This is a genomic window from Tsukamurella pseudospumae, from assembly GCF_001575205.1.
Classification (GTDB): Bacteria; Actinomycetota; Actinomycetes; order Mycobacteriales; family Mycobacteriaceae; genus Tsukamurella; species Tsukamurella pseudospumae.
The window spans coordinates 295,141-309,282 of record NZ_LSRE01000002.1 but is presented as its reverse complement, the minus strand read 5'-3'; the positions used below and the strand labels follow the sequence as shown (position 1 = coordinate 309,282).

The window sequence follows — 14,142 nt, the reverse complement described above, 5'->3', positions numbered from 1 at the left end:
AGTACCGTGGAGTCATGAACGACATGCCCTTCGGATTCTCCGCGTCGAACGACGACGGTGACGACAGCAACGGGCGCCGTGGGGACCAGCCGTTCGGCGCCGGCCAGCCCTTCGACATGTCGCAGCTCGGCGACATGCTCAGCCAGCTCGGCCAGATGATCTCCGGGATGGGGACGGGCATGACCGCGCCCGGCGGCGCCACCGGCGATCCCGTCAACTACACCGTCGCCGCGCAGCTCGCCCGGCAGACCCTCGGCAAGCACGAGCCCGTCACCGAGGGCCAGCGCACGGCGGTCGAGGAATCGACGCACCTCGCGCAGCTGTGGCTCGACGGTGCCACGGTGCTCCCGGCCGGTCCGCAGAAGATCGCCGCGTGGACGCCCGTGGACTGGCAGGAGAAGACCCTGCCCACCTGGAAGCGGCTGGTGAACCCGGTCGCGGAGAAGATCTCCGGGTCGTGGCTGCAGAACATGCCCGAGGAGGCGCGCGAGATGGCGGCCCCGATGATGGGCATGTTCACCCAGCTCGGGTCGATGTCCTTCGGCACCCAGCTCGGGCAGGCGCTCGGCTCCCTGTCCAAGGAGGTGCTCACCAGCACCGACATCGGGATCCCGCTGGGCCCGGACGACACGGCGGCGCTGCTGCCCGCGGCCGTCGAGGCCTTCAGCAAGGACCTCGAGCAGAAGGACCAGGAGATCCTCGTCTTCCTCGCCGCCCGCGAGGCCGCGCACCAGCGGCTGTTCTCGCACGTGCCGTGGCTTCGGTCGCGCCTGCTGGACACCGTCGAGCAGTACGCGCGCGGCATCACGATCGACATGTCCGGCATCGAGGAGCTCGCCCAGGGACTGGACCCGTCGGCGCTGGGCGACCCGGCCAAGCTCGAGGAGCTGATGGCCGCGCAGGGCGCGGCTCTGCAGCCCCAAGCCACGCCCGAGCAGAAGGCCGCGCTCGAGCGGCTCGAGACGCTGCTCGCCCTGATCGAGGGCTGGGTGGAGACGGTGGTCCACGCGGCGATCTCGGAGCGGCTGCCCAGTGCGGCGGCGCTGCGGGAGACCATGCGCCGCCGGCGCGCGTCGGGCGGCCCGGCCGAGCAGACCTTCGCCACCCTGGTCGGCCTCGAACTGCGCCCGCGCAAGGTCCGCGAGGCCGCCGACCTGTGGGAGCGCCTGTTGACCGCCACGTCGATGGAGCAGCGCGACGGCGTGTGGGCCCACCCGGACCTGATTCCGGACGCCTCCGATCTCGACAATCCCGCGGGCTTCATCGACCGCTTCCTCGGCGACGCGACCGGCACGGACCTGTCCGACCTCGACGATCCGATCGCGGCCATCGAGCGGGAGATGCGCAAGGACTCGGGCACCGACGAGAACTGATCCTGCCGGCGGTACGTCGCCGCAGTTCAGCGCTGGTCTCGCCCTGTGGATAACCGGCTCCTGAGGCGGTCCGCGCGCGTCGCGGCGTGATCGACTGGGCGCATGCGGCACCGTCTGAGCCCGTTTCTGACCGTCGTGGTGCGTCCGCCCACGCTCGTCCAGCTGGGCGCCTCCGCGACCGGCGCGCCCGTCCTGCAGCCGCCGCCGTGGCTCGCGCCCGACGCGACCGCCGACCTGCTGCGCTGGCTGCAGACCTTCCGCAGCGCGCGCGAGCTGGAGCGCCGCGCCGCGGATCTCGGCATGACCCCCGCCGACGTCGCCGAGTTGCTCGACGCGCTGCGCGACCACGACCTGCTGGAGGCCGAACCGCCGCGCTCGCCGCTCCGCGTCCACCTGCACGGGCGCGGGCCGGTCGCCGACGCGGTTCTCGGCGAGCTCGCCGCGCTGGACGCGGTCCGGGTGAGCGCGGGCACGGCGCGCGGTTGGTCACCGACGGGCCGCGAGGTCGATCTGGTGCTCCTCACGGACCACCTCTCCCCCGACCCGGCACTGGTGGCGCGGCTCATGCGGGCGCGGGTGCCTCATCTTCCGGTCGTGCTGCGCGACGGTGCCGGGGTGATCGGCCCGCTGATCCTCCCCGGCGCGGGGCCCTGCCTGCGCTGCCTGGACCGCAGCCGCTCCGACGCCGACCCCGGCTGGCCCACGTTGGCGTGTCAGCTCTTCGGCAGGTCGGGGCGCGCGTCGGCGCAGGTACTGCGGATGACGGCCGCCGTCGCGGCCCAGCAGGTCGACGCGGTGGCCGCCGGGCGGTGGGACTGCGCTCCACCGCCGGACATCCTCGGCTGTACTTTGGAGATCGAGGGCAGCGCTATCGCCGTCCGACGATGGTTCATGCACCCCGGGTGCGGATGCGGGGTCTCCGCTCCCTCCGCCGCCGAGGCTGCCGGTTGACTCCAGGGGGCCCGATGTCCGAGATCACCCGCGGTGGCGCGAAGCGCACCGCGAAGTTGGCGGGCCTGCCGCTGGGAATGGCCGGCCGCACGGCGGTGGGCTGGGGCAAGCGGCTCGCCGGCGCGGACAAGGACGAGGTCAACGCCGAACTGCAGGCCAAGGCCGCGGAGCAGTTGTTCGAGGTGCTGGGCCAGCTCAAGGGCGGCGCCATGAAGCTCGGCCAGGCGATGAGCGTGATGGAGGCTGCCGTCCCGCCCGAGTACGCCGCGCCGTACCGGGACGCGCTCGCGAAGCTGCAGAACGAGGCGCCGCCGATGCCCGCGGCCACCGTGCACAAGGTCCTCGATCAGCAGCTCGGCACGGGCTGGCGCGACCGGTTCAGCTCCTTCGACGACGATGCCGCCGCCTCCGCGTCGATCGGCCAGGTGCACCGGGGCGTGTGGGCGGACGGTCGCGAGGTGGCCGTCAAGGTGCAGTACCCGGGCGCCGACGAGGCGCTGCGCGCCGACCTCAAGGCCCTCGGGCGGCTCAGCTCCGTGCTCAAGCCGCTCACGCCCGGCGCCGACGTGAAGTCACTGGTGCAGGAGCTCACCGACCGCACCGAGGCGGAACTGGACTACCGGTACGAGGCCACCAACCAGCGCAAGTTCGCGAAGGCCTTCGACGGTGACCCGAACGTCAAGGTGCCCAAGGTGTTCGCGAGCGCTCCCACCGTGATCATCAGCGAGTGGGTGAGCGGTCGCCCGCTGCGCGAGGTCATCAGCGGTGGTACGCAGGAGGAGCGGAACGACGCCGCGTCCAAGCTCACCGAGTTCGAGGTGTCCGCGCCGGCGCGCACGGGCCTGCTGCACGGCGACCCGCACCCGGGCAACTTCATGATCGCCCCCGACGGGAGGCTCATCGCGCTCGATTTCGGCGCCGTGGCCGAGTACCCGGGCGGCATCCCGCCCGCCGTCGGGAAGATCCTGCGGCTCGCCCGCGACGAGGACTACGACGCCCTGTTCCCGCTGCTGCGCAGCCAGGGCTTCATCCCTCCGCGCCTGGAGATCACGCCGGAGGACATCCGCAGTTACCTCGCGCCGTACGTCGACCCGCTGCGGTCGGAGAGCTTCCACTTCACCCGCAAGTGGCTGATGAAGGCCGCCTACACCGCCACCGACGTGCGCGGCGAGCAGTTCCAGACCGGCCGCAAGCTCTCGCTCCCCGCCGAGTACGTGATGCTCTTCCGGGTGCTGCTCGGGATGGTCGGCATCTGCTCGCAGATGGAGGCGGAGGCGCCGTACCGGTCGATCGTCGAGCACTGGATCCCGCTGCTCGACGGCGACGAGTGATCACTCCCGGAGACGCCTGAGCACCCGGACGGCCGCGGCGAGCTCGGCACCGTCGAGCCCCTCGGCCCGCCGGTCGGCCCACGCCGCTCGGGCCGGCTCGATGTCGCGCAGTGCCACTCGGCCCCGGTCGGTGAGTTCCACCAGAGGTGCCCGACGGTCCGCGGGATTCGGCCCGCGGACGACGAGGCCGTCGCGCTCGAGCCGCTCGACGCTCTCCCGCACGCTCTGCCGCCGCAGGCCGCGCCGGCGGGCGATATCGGCGACGGTGGCGGCACCGTCGGCCAGCAGGCCCAGCACGCGCCACCCGGCGGCCGTGGTGCCGATCGTGGCGGCGAGTCCGTCGCCCTCCGCGAGCAGGGCGGCGTTGAGCCGGAAGACCTCGTCGACCAGTTCCGTGAGCAGCTCTGCGCGGTCCATCCACTCCCCTTATTGACAGGTACCTGTCAATGATCGTAGCGTCGCGACCATGACCGCGTCGATCTCCCGCCTCGTCGTCTCCGTCGCCGCCCTCGGCCCTGCGCTCGCCTTCTACGAGGGCCTCCTCGGGCTGCGCCTCGCCTGCGCCGCCGGCGAGCTCGCGTGGCTCACCACCGGCGACGGCGTCGAGCTCATGCTCCACGAACGCGCCACCCGGCCCAGCGACACCGCGGTCGCCCTCGGCTTCCTCGTGCCGGACCTGGCCGGCACCGTCGACGCCTGGACCGCGCGCGGCGGGGCGGTCGTGGACCCGCCCGAGGAGCGGCCGTGGGGCGAGCGGATGGCCGTGGTGCGCGACCCCGACGGGCACCTGGTGTGCCTGTCGCAGACACCACCGGAGTGAGACCGCAGCTCAGACGAACGCACCGCTGCCGGTGACCTCGCGGCCCACGATCAACGACTGGATCTCGGCGGTGCCCTCGTAGGTGACGAGTGCCTCCATGTCGCACAGGTGGCGCATGACGTGGAACTCGAGCGTGATGCCGTTGCCGCCCAGGATGTCGCGGGCCTGGCGGCACACGTCGCGCGCCTTCACGCTGCAGTAGTATTTCGCGAGCGCCGCCATGGTGTCGGTGACCTCGCCCTCGTCCAGGAGCCGGCCGAGACGGATGCAGTAGAGCTGCATGGCTGTGACATCGGCGAGCATCTGCACGAGCTGCGACTGGATGAGCTGGCGCTGCGCGATCGGCTGCCCGAACTGGATGCGCCGCTGCGCGTACGTCAGCGCGATCTCGTACGCCGCGACCGCGTGCCCCGCCGACGACCATGCGACCATGTTGCGGGTACCCATGAGCACCTTCGCCACATCAGGGAAACCGTTGCAGTGCACCAGCCTCCGATCATCGGGGACACGAACCTCATCGAGCACGATGTCGGCGTTCTGCACCATCCGCAGCGACACCTTGCCGTCGATCTTGGTGGCGCTGTAGCCCGGATCGTCCTTCTCGACGACGAACCCCTTCACCGTGCCGTCCGCGGTGTCGCGCGCGTAGACGACGATCACGTCGCACCACGTCGCATTACCCGGCCAGCGCTTGCGGCCGTTGAGGATCCACGTGTCACCGTCGCGGGTGGCGGTGGACTCGAGCGCCACCGAATCGGAGCCGTGGTCGGGTTCGGTGAGGGCGAACGCACCGACCTTCTCGAGCGCGGCCATGGGCGGCAGCCACCGTTGCCTCTGCTCCTCCGAGCCCAGCTGGTAGATCGACTGCATCGCCAGGCCCACGTGCACGCCCATGAACGTGCCGATGCTGCCGTCGAGGCGGCCCAGTTCGTACGAGACGAGGCCCTGACCGACCGCCGACATCGGCGTGGTGCCGTAGCCGGACATCGTGTCGCCGACGATGTTCAAGGCCGCGAGCTTCGGGAGGATCTCGTGCGGGAACTCGCCGCGCTCCCAGTAGTCGTTCACGATGGGCAGCAGCTCGCGGTCGCCGAACACCCGTACCTTGGCGAGCAGCGCCCGCTCCTCTTCCGTGAGGAGGGCGTTCATGTTCAGGTAGTCGGTGTCCCGGGCGCGGGCGATGCCCTCCGCGAGGTCCGCAGTCAATCGATCGCTCATGAGTCTTCCTCTCCCGGAGGCCTGTCGCGGTCGGCCGGGATTGCGTGAACCCCTGTGACTCCGACCACTTCTCCGACTCATCCAGCGTGCGTCACGAGCGCTGCCGCAGCAATGTCACCGGGGACAACGCGGCGGCGCCGTGGGAGTGCACGGGAACATCGCCCCCGGAGACCGCCCCGGAAACGAGTGAGCCCCGATCCTCTCGGATCGGGGCTCACTGCGCTCAGGCCGCATTCTTCCGCGGCCGGCCGCGCGGGCGCTTGCGGGCGATCACGACGCCCTGGTCGAAGATCTGCCCGCCCCACACGCCCCAGGGCTCGGCGCGGTCGAGCGCGGCGGCCAGGCAGGCGCGCTGCAGGGGGCAGGTCTCGCACAGGGTCTTGGCCCGTTCGAGGTCCGACGGGGCCTCTGCGAACCACAGGTCGGGATCGCCGGCGCGACAGGGCACGCGGCTCTCGATGCTGATACTGACGGAATCGATGCTGCGGACGTTCCCCTCCACGGGGCGTTCGTCCAGGATGGTCGGCACTTCTGATCACCTTTCCACCTGCGGTTCAGGTGGCCTCGGTAGCGGCGCCGGGTAGGCGCACGGGATGTTTCTTCCGGGTGGGTGCGCGAACCGTGTGGCGGTCCTCGATCCCCGATGGTGCGGGGTGGATGAGAGACCGTGAATCCACGGGTTCCGCGCGGCTGCGGGTCCCGTGGTGAGTGTGAAGAGGTGGGTCGTGAGACCTAACCTCGTTGCACGGAACACACGGGGCGCGTCAGCGGTTCGTGATCGACGTCGCGAATCGGCATCTGCGGGCGTAGACGCCAGGAACTGGGCGACATGCCGTGCAGGCCGGGGGAGACACCGTCACGAACCGCTACTGCTGCGAACACTCCACCCTCTGCTGCGGTGAACTGCTTGGCTGAGTTGATAACTGCGTTGTTCATTTCGTATGCCTCCTTTCGCGTGCTGGTCAATCACGTTCCGGCGGGCGAGGACGTACCTCGCGCGTCATCCCGTGCGGTCGAGATCCACAGTATGCGGACGAAACTATTCGCACAAGTTATTTTTGACCTGGCCTTTTGCCGTCGAACCGGACACGTGTACACGGCCCGTCGTCATGAGTTAGGCTAGCCTCAGTTCACTGAGGAGAGGAGCGGCATGACGATCCGTCCCACCGGCGGCGAGGAGATGACCGAGGAACGGGCGCGCGCCGTTCTCGAGAGCGAGGGCCACGCGACCCGTGAGATCCAGGCCCTCACGCTGCGGATCCTGTCCGTCGGCGACGCCGCGGGCCCCTTCGTCCGGATCCGGGGCCGGTTGTCCGGCACCGTCGTCCACGCGGACTGGGCCCTACCGAACCTCGCCGTCCGGCTCACCGTCCCCGGGGTCGACGGTGCCGCCCCCGCCTCCCGGATCTACACGGTGCGCAGCTTCGACCCCGGCACCGAGACCATCGAGATCGACGTCCTGCGGCACGGCCACGACTCCCCCATGATGCGCTGGATCGAGGCGGTCCGGCCGGGCGATGTCGTACCGATCGTCGGACCGCGACCGCATTTCGTACCCGATCACGACTCGGGACGCCCTGCCCTCCTGCTCGCCGACGAGTCCGCCGTCGCGGCGCTGTACTCCCTGTTCCGGCACTGGCCCGACGGTGCCCGCGGCGTCGCGTACGTGCGGACCGACGACCCGGCCGTGATCGCTGAGCTCGAGGCGCCCGAGGGCGTCGTGGTCAATCGGGTCGACGGTCCGCTGTTGGACGCGGCCCGGGAGGCACCCTCGGGCACGACGCTGTGGGCCGCCGGCGAACGCGCGGAGATGCGCGCGATCCGCGACCTGTTCCGGCACGAGCGTGGCCTCCCGCGCGGTGACGTCCGGCCGTACGGCTACTGGCAAGCGGACTCCGATTCGACGGCCGTGGACCAGCGGCGGCTCGCGCACTTCAGCGTGCTCATGGAGCGCGGCGAGTCCTTCGCCGAGGTCGACGATCTGGACATCTGAGCGTTTCGGCGGCCTCAGGCGTGCTCGGAGACGATGGCGAGGACCTCGTCGCCGTACTTGTCGATCTTCGTCGAGCCGATGCCGTTGATCCGCATCAACTGGGCCCGCGTGCGCGGCTCGTGCTCCGCGATCGCGAACAGCGTGGCGTTGGAGAAGATCGTGTAGGGCGGGATCTGCTGGTCGCGCGCCTGGCCGGTGCGCCAGATCTTCAGTGCCTCGACCAGGGCGTCGTTGAGGTCGGACGGGCAGTCCTCGCAGCGCGATCGCAGCTTCTCCTCGCGGGTGTCGAGGATGCCGCCGCACACGCGGCAGATGTCGGAGCTGCGGCGCTTGCCCTTCGACGGTCCGCTCTCGGCCGCACGAGGCCTGCCCGCATCGGCCTGGCCGGCCACGACATCGAGGAAGCGGGTGCGCTTGCGCGTCTTGCGGCCGCCCTCGTTGCGGGCCAGCGCCCACGACAGGTGCAGGTGCTCCCGCGCACGGGTGACGCCCACGTACAGCAGGCGCCGCTCCTCCTCGATCGGCTCCGGATCGCCCTTGGCGATGGCCTGCGAGATCGGCACCGAGCCCTCGGTGAGCCCGACCAGGAACACCGCGTCCCACTCCAGACCCTTCGCGGCGTGCAGCGACGACAGCGTGACGCCCTGCATCGTGGGCGGGTGCTTGGCCTCGGCGCGGGCGCGCAGCTCACCAATCAGTTCGGCCAGGGTGAGGCCCGGACGCTCCGTGGACAGGTTCTTCGTGAGGTCGACCAGCGCGTCGAGGGCCTGCCACCGTTCCAGGGCGCGGGCACCGTCGGGCTGCGTTTCCGTGAGGCCCAGCGGCTCGAGCGCGCCCCGCACCAGCGACAGCAGCTCCTCCCCCGCGACGCCGCCGAACTGGCCCGCGCGATCCATCAGCGCGCGCACGGCCTGGCCGATCTCGGGACGCTCGAAGAAGGCGCTGCCGCCGCGCACCTGGTACGGGATGCCCGCCTCGGTGAGCGCCGCTTCGTGCACGGCCGACTGCGCGTTGATCCGGTAGAGGATGGCGATCTCGCTGGCGGGGACGCCCTTGGCCAGCAGCTCGCGGATCCGCTTGGCGACGAGCTTCGCCTCGGCCGGCTCGTCGTCCACCTCGGCGTAGATCGGGGCCGCGCCCTCCGGGCGCTGCCCGATGAGCTCGAGGCGCGTCCCGGCGACCCGGCCCTGGGCCGCGCCGATCACCTTGTTGGCCAGGGCCACGACCTGCGGCGTGGAGCGGTAGTCGCGCTGCAGCCGCACGATCGTCGCGTCCTCGAAGCGGCGCGTGAAGTCGAGTAGGTAGGTCGGGGTGGCGCCGGTGAAGGAGTAGATGGTCTGGTTCGCATCGCCGACCACCGTGAGGTCGTCGCGGTCGCCCAGCCAGGCGTTGAGGAGTTGCTGCTGCAGCGGCGTGACGTCCTGGTACTCGTCGACGACGAAGCTGCGGTACCGGTCGCGGAACTCCTCCGCGATCATGTGGTTGTCCTCGAGGATCGCGGCTGTGACCAGGATCAGGTCGTCGAAGTCGAGCAGGCGGTTGCCGTCCTGATCGGTCTTGCGCCGCTCGTACGCCGCGTACACATCGGCGACGGTGCCCGGAGCCATCGGGGCGGTGCGCCCCGTCTCCTCGACGGCTTTCGCGTAGGTCTCGGGGGTGACCAGCGAGGCCTTGGCCCAGTCGATCTCGCTGAGCAGGTCGCGGATCGTGTCGGTCTCCGGGCGCAGGTCGCAATCCCGGGCGGCGCGGCCGATCACGGGGAACTTGTTGTCGAGCAGCTCCCAGCGGGTGTCGCCGATCGCCCGCGGCCAGAAGTACCGCAGTTGCCGCATCGCGGCGGCGTGGAAGGTGACGGCCTGCACGCCGGGCTGCCCGTCGCCCCCGCCGATCCCGAGCCCGCGCAGCCGGGCCCGCATCTCCCCCGCCGCGCGCGAGGTGAACGTGACGGCCAGTACCTGGCCCGCGGCGACGTGCCCCGTGGACACCTGGTGCGCGATGCGGTGGGTGATGGTGCGGGTCTTGCCCGTGCCCGCGCCCGCCAGCACGCACACCGGTCCGCGCGGTGCGAGAACCGCCTCCTGCTGCTCCGGGTCCAGTGCTTCGATCACAGAGTCGAGTATTCCAGTCCGGGCTGACAGGTCCGGACCGGGGAAGAAGTCCCGGCGCGGCGTGGTTGAGCCGTGGCAGGCACCAGGAGCGGATTCTCGAGCAGCTCGTCCAGGCGCCCGTTGAACGCCGCGTCTCCACGGACGCCACCGCACAGTGCGCCGCGACCGAGACGGCCCGCCATGCACGACTGCTCGTCGTGACGCGAAACCGCGCCTGAGCTCTCCCGCGTGACCTGCAGGTTCTGACACCGCACCCGAGACGTACGCCGGTGGGCTGCGGTCTATCGGCGCTGTCGCTCGCCGCGCCGTCCCCGCAGTGCGTCAGCCCCACCGGTTACCGTCGCGCCCGACAGCAACACCCCACCACCAGGAGATGCCGACATACCCCTTCCCACCCTTACCCCCGAGCAGCGCGCCAACGCCCTCGCCAAAGCCGCCGAGGTCCGCACCGCCCGCGCCGCGATCAAGGCCAGCACCACCACCCTCGCCGCCGTGCTCGACCGCAGCGCCGAGTCCGCCGTCGGCAAGCTCAAGGTGCAGGCGCTGCTCGAGGCGCTGCCGAAGGTCGGCAACGTCCGCGCTGCCGACATCATGGACGAGCTGGGGATCGCTCCCACCCGCCGCATCGACGGCCTCGGTGAGCGACAGCGCGCGGGGCCGCTATTGCGGTTCGCGGGGTAGACGCTGCTGGAACAGCAACGGAGCCCGTCACCTCCCCAGGGAAGGTGACGGGCTCTGTTGTGTATCGAGGTCCGAAATCAGTCAACGTCAAACGCTGTGATGAGAGGATCGAGACTGCATCCCGCGGGCACTAGCCGTGTCAGAGTTTGAGGGTTTCTCGCCGCCTTCGCGAGCCGCCATTCCGAGTCGGTCAGCTGATTTTGATTGGCGATTTCGTAAATCATTTGCTTGGAGGCAGGGTTGAAGCAGATTTGTGAAATCTTACCCTCGACGAGGCTCGTTTCGGCATTCAACGGCACCACCACCGGATTCACTGAACTATTCTTGTTCGGGATCCGGAAGTGGCGATTCGCCTCATCGGGAGTTTTGCCGATGGCCTCACGTAGTTGCACAGTCGTCTTGGGAACGTCGAACTTCATACCGCTCGTGTTGATGCTGGGACCCTCGTAGCGGTTGCGGTCAACGTATGCATACCACATCACACCGAATATCAACGCTGAAACCAACGCGCCCGCAAGACCGGCGTAGACAAACTTGAGCTTCTGCGACTTCATGTTCATTCCGCTGCCACCACACCTTCGATTCCATCTACCGGTATCAGCGAACGAGAAACTACCCGCTCAACTTGGCCGGTTTTGGCGTCAGCCCTGTCCCAGTATGTAATAACTTCCCTGACCTGATTGTACCCGTAGATATGCTGTCCAGGCTGAAGACCTGACGCGTCAAGTCCAGTGTTCACTGCATAGGTGAATCCTTCTCCGAGGATCAGCATCCCGCACCGATCCCCGGGCAGCCCGCTGCCAAGCCCGAAACCGCAGCAGTCGTCGCGCCGACCGCACCGACGAAGCCTGCAGCCGCGAAGCCGACCCCGACAGGCCGCTGACCGACGACCTCCAGGCCTTCGTCACGCGCTGCGAACCGCGGGAAGAACCATCACGGCGGCGTGGTTGAGTTGTGACATGAGCCAGCTGACGATGTACACGACCACGTGGTGCGGTTACTGCAACCGCCTCAAGACGGGCCTCAAGGCCAACGGGATCTCCTGGACCGAGATCAACATCGAGGAGGATCCCACCGCAGCGGCCTTCGTCGAGGGCGTCAACGGCGGTAACCAGACGGTGCCCACCGTGAAGTACGAGGACGGCAGTACCGCGACCAACCCGTCGCTGGCCGACGTCAAACGCAAGCTCGGCGTCTAAGGTCCTTCCTAGAAAAGTGCGGTCATTCGTCTCAACGATCCTCGAGACGAATGACCGCACTTTTTGTCGCCCAGACTCATCCACCGCGCACCGCCCGCGCCGCTGTGGCCGTCTTCATCACCAGCCGCCTGGGCCTCCCGCGTACCGGGACGAATCCGTACCGCCGGTAGAACTCCTGCGCGGCATCGTCGATCGCATCCACGACGATCGCGCGTCCGCCACTGATCTCCGAGGCCTCCACGGTCTTCTCCAGCGCGTCCACAAGCAGTTGCCCGCCAAGGCCTCGCCCCTGGTGATCCCGGCTCACCGCCAGCCGCGCGAGCAGGTATCCCGGGATCCGCGACACGCCGCCGGCGATCGACGACGGCACACCGTCCGCGGCGCGGTCACCGTCCGCGGCGCGGTCCACCTCGGTCGGACAGAGCGCGTAGTAGGCCACCACTCGCCTGTCGCCCGGCGCGGTCCACACGTACGTCCTCGCGATCCCCGTGGAATCCGCCCGTCGCGCGAACGTGTGGAGCCAGGAATCCAACCAGGTGTTGCCCGAGTCGAACACCTCCACCTCGTGCGTCGCGTTCAGGCGCTCCGAATCGAACATCAGGACCGGCGGTAGACCCGGGGCCGCCGCGCCAGCTCCTCCAGCGCCGGCGCCTCGTCCGCACGATCGAGGCCACTGAGCAGCTCGTCGAACTGATCCGCGGGCATCGACGTGGTCAGAGCGTCTCGGAGAACCTCTTCCGCGCGGGACAGCGCCGCCTTGCGCAGGAACTCCGATGCGGGCTCAGCAACGATGCTCGCCGCGCGGTTGATCCGCGCAACGGTCTCCTCGTCGACTCGCACTTCCAACCTGCGCGTCTTCGCAGCAGTCATGGTCGGCCACCTCCGACAGCCAGTGTACGGACACTGTCCGTACACTGGCCAGAGGATTCTGCAAGTCTCACGCTGCCGCGAGCGCGGCCCGCCGCTCCCCGATCCGAGCGACGTAGGTCTTCGTGAACAGCGCCGGCACCGTGAACGCCGCGACCTGCACCGCGATGCGCACCAGTTCCGACTCCCCTGTCGCCACACACGCCGCGCCGAGCAGCGCGGTCACCGCGAAGGACACCGTCCACACCGCGGTGATCACCATGTTGACGTGCAGGAACATCGGATGCCGGGCGGTTTCCTCGTCGACCGACCGGCGCGCGATGGCCAGCGTGAACGGCCGCCCCGTCGCCAGCCCCACACCCGCGATCACCGCGAGCCACCCGGAGGAGAGGGCACCGTCGTAAGCCTCGAGGGGCGAGTGCGGCGCCGCGAAGGCGAGCACCGCCAAAGCGACGAAGTAGATCGCGCCGCCGAACTCGAGGGCGCCGGCACGGATGCCCGCGCGCCGATCCAGATGCAGCACCACCGCGGTCGCAGCCAGGGCACCGAGAGCGCCCCACTGCCAGCCGATGGTCGACGACGCGACCGCCAGGACGATCCAGGGAAGGAAACCTCGTACGTAGCTCATGGGAAGAAAGCTACGAGCGTTTCGCGCGGAAGCCCTCGTCCCGCAGGTGGAGATCCGGGTGGAGACCTACTGCGCCGCCCACGCCTCGGTGATCGCGCGGGCGATGGAGATGGAGTTGGGCAGCAGGAGCGGCGCATCGGGGGCGTCGGTGCTCCAGTCCCCCGCGGCCAGCGCCTCCCGGACCTGCAGCCGGCTGAACCACTGCGCCTCGGCGATCTCGCCGTCACGGAAGTCGAGCTCCGCGTCCCGCGAGGCGCGGGCCGTGAAGCCCAGCATCAGCGACCGCGGGAAGGGCCAGGGCTGGCTCGCGACATAGGTGATCTCGTCGACCGCGATCCCCGCCTCCTCATGCAGCTCGCGCGCGACGCACTGCTCCAGCGACTCCCCCGGCTCCACGAACCCCGCGAACAACGAGAACAGCCGCTCGGGCCACTGGTGCTGCCTGCCGAGTAGGACGTGGTCGCCGCCGTCGTGGACCAGCGTGATCATGGCGCCGTCGGTGCGCGGGAACTCCTCGCGCCCGTCGGCGGTGGTGCGCACCCAGCCCGCCTTCCCGGGGACGGTCGGCGCACCGTCGACCGGCGAGAACCCGGCGGTGGCATGCCAATTGAGGATGCCGAGGGCCTCGCCGAGCAGTGCGGAGTCGACCGGGGACAGCAGGTGGCCGCGCATCCGGAGGTCGGCACCGTCGAACTTCTCGACGCGCAGCGCGAAGACGGGCGCACCGTCGACCCGGCCCAGCAGCACCGCGTCCGCCGGGCGCGACGACGCGACCTCGTGCCCGCGGGCGAACACCAACGCCGTGCCGTCGAGGTCGAAGCGGCCGCGCGGGTCGATGCGCAACACCTTCGCGGTCGCCCAGGCGGCGTCGAGCGCGGATTCGTCGGCGCGCAGGTCGTCGGCGCGGTCGACGTGGAAACGCGACAGGAGCGGGGGCACGGTCAGACTGAGCTTCGCCACACTCATCATCGTA

At 69.8% G+C, this 14,142-nt stretch carries 16 protein-coding genes; 7 read left to right on the top strand and 9 right to left on the bottom strand.

The window, feature by feature from the left end; translation table 11 throughout:
• The first annotated feature begins 14 nt into the window (after positions 1-14).
• From AXK61_RS03705 to AXK61_RS03695, 3 genes are all read left to right on the top strand, one after another.
• Positions 15-1,373, top strand: coding sequence for a zinc-dependent metalloprotease (locus AXK61_RS03705; RefSeq protein ID WP_068743852.1), 1,359 nt, complete (start codon positions 15-17; stop codon positions 1,371-1,373).
• A gap of 102 nt (positions 1,374-1,475) precedes the next feature.
• Entirely contained in the window at positions 1,476-2,324 is an 849-nt protein-coding gene (locus AXK61_RS03700; protein WP_068743850.1) for a hypothetical protein, read from the top strand.
• 14 nt (positions 2,325-2,338) lie between these two features.
• The gene (locus AXK61_RS03695) at positions 2,339-3,655 is read left to right on the top strand and encodes an ABC1 kinase family protein (protein ID WP_068571742.1); all 1,317 of its coding nucleotides are present in this window, start codon (positions 2,339-2,341) and stop codon (positions 3,653-3,655) included.
• On the opposite strand, the gene AXK61_RS03690 is transcribed toward AXK61_RS03695, so the two are convergent.
• The gene (locus tag AXK61_RS03690; RefSeq protein WP_068743848.1) at positions 3,656-4,072 is read right to left on the bottom strand and encodes a MarR family winged helix-turn-helix transcriptional regulator; all 417 of its coding nucleotides are present in this window, start codon (positions 4,070-4,072) and stop codon (positions 3,656-3,658) included.
• Positions 4,073-4,121: 49 nt separating this feature from the next.
• Between AXK61_RS03690 and AXK61_RS03685 the strand changes: the two genes are divergently transcribed.
• Complete coding sequence (locus AXK61_RS03685; protein WP_068743846.1) at positions 4,122-4,475, top strand: VOC family protein; 354 nt, start codon at positions 4,122-4,124, stop codon at positions 4,473-4,475.
• 9 nt (positions 4,476-4,484) lie between these two features.
• Here AXK61_RS03685 and AXK61_RS03680 read toward each other — a convergent pair whose 3' ends face one another.
• Positions 4,485-5,693: an acyl-CoA dehydrogenase family protein gene (locus tag AXK61_RS03680; RefSeq protein WP_068743845.1), complete on the bottom strand. Its 1,209-nt coding sequence runs from the start codon at positions 5,691-5,693 to the stop codon at positions 4,485-4,487.
• Positions 5,694-5,916: 223 nt separating this feature from the next.
• Entirely contained in the window at positions 5,917-6,195 is a 279-nt protein-coding gene (locus tag AXK61_RS03675) for a WhiB family transcriptional regulator (protein ID WP_068571886.1), read from the bottom strand.
• Between the two features lie 648 nt (positions 6,196-6,843).
• Between AXK61_RS03675 and AXK61_RS03670 the strand changes: the two genes are divergently transcribed.
• Positions 6,844-7,686: a siderophore-interacting protein gene (locus AXK61_RS03670; RefSeq protein ID WP_082789196.1), complete on the top strand. Its 843-nt coding sequence runs from the start codon at positions 6,844-6,846 to the stop codon at positions 7,684-7,686.
• 14 nt (positions 7,687-7,700) lie between these two features.
• On the opposite strand, the gene AXK61_RS03665 is transcribed toward AXK61_RS03670, so the two are convergent.
• The gene (locus AXK61_RS03665; protein ID WP_068743843.1) at positions 7,701-9,794 is read right to left on the bottom strand and encodes an ATP-dependent DNA helicase UvrD2; all 2,094 of its coding nucleotides are present in this window, start codon (positions 9,792-9,794) and stop codon (positions 7,701-7,703) included.
• 381 nt (positions 9,795-10,175) lie between these two features.
• Here AXK61_RS03665 and mihF point away from each other — a divergent pair, with 381 nt between their 5' ends.
• A complete protein-coding gene (gene mihF / locus AXK61_RS03660; protein WP_068743842.1) occupies positions 10,176-10,475 on the top strand; it encodes an integration host factor, actinobacterial type in 300 nt (99 codons plus the stop codon).
• A gap of 77 nt (positions 10,476-10,552) precedes the next feature.
• Here mihF and AXK61_RS24770 read toward each other — a convergent pair whose 3' ends face one another.
• Complete coding sequence (locus tag AXK61_RS24770) at positions 10,553-11,029, bottom strand: hypothetical protein (protein WP_156485547.1); 477 nt, start codon at positions 11,027-11,029, stop codon at positions 10,553-10,555.
• Between the two features lie 405 nt (positions 11,030-11,434).
• Here AXK61_RS24770 and AXK61_RS03655 point away from each other — a divergent pair, with 405 nt between their 5' ends.
• Positions 11,435-11,674, top strand: a complete 240-nt coding sequence (locus tag AXK61_RS03655; protein WP_068743841.1) for a mycoredoxin — start codon at positions 11,435-11,437, stop codon at positions 11,672-11,674.
• Between the two features lie 76 nt (positions 11,675-11,750).
• On the opposite strand, the gene AXK61_RS03650 is transcribed toward AXK61_RS03655, so the two are convergent.
• From AXK61_RS03650 to nudC, 4 genes are all read right to left on the bottom strand, one after another.
• A complete protein-coding gene (locus AXK61_RS03650) occupies positions 11,751-12,272 on the bottom strand; it encodes a GNAT family N-acetyltransferase (protein WP_068743839.1) in 522 nt (173 codons plus the stop codon).
• Positions 12,272-12,544, bottom strand: a complete 273-nt coding sequence (locus AXK61_RS03645; protein WP_068743837.1) for a type II toxin-antitoxin system TacA family antitoxin — start codon at positions 12,542-12,544, stop codon at positions 12,272-12,274. Before AXK61_RS03645 ends, AXK61_RS03650 begins: the two co-directional genes overlap by 1 nt.
• 67 nt (positions 12,545-12,611) lie before the next feature.
• Positions 12,612-13,169: a hypothetical protein gene (locus AXK61_RS03640; protein ID WP_068743836.1), complete on the bottom strand. Its 558-nt coding sequence runs from the start codon at positions 13,167-13,169 to the stop codon at positions 12,612-12,614.
• Between the two features lie 66 nt (positions 13,170-13,235).
• Positions 13,236-14,138 carry an NAD(+) diphosphatase gene (nudC, locus tag AXK61_RS03635; protein ID WP_082778039.1) on the bottom strand — a complete coding sequence of 301 codons (903 nt, stop codon included), beginning with the start codon at positions 14,136-14,138 and terminating at the stop codon, positions 13,236-13,238.
• Between the last annotated feature and the right edge of the window lie 4 nt (positions 14,139-14,142).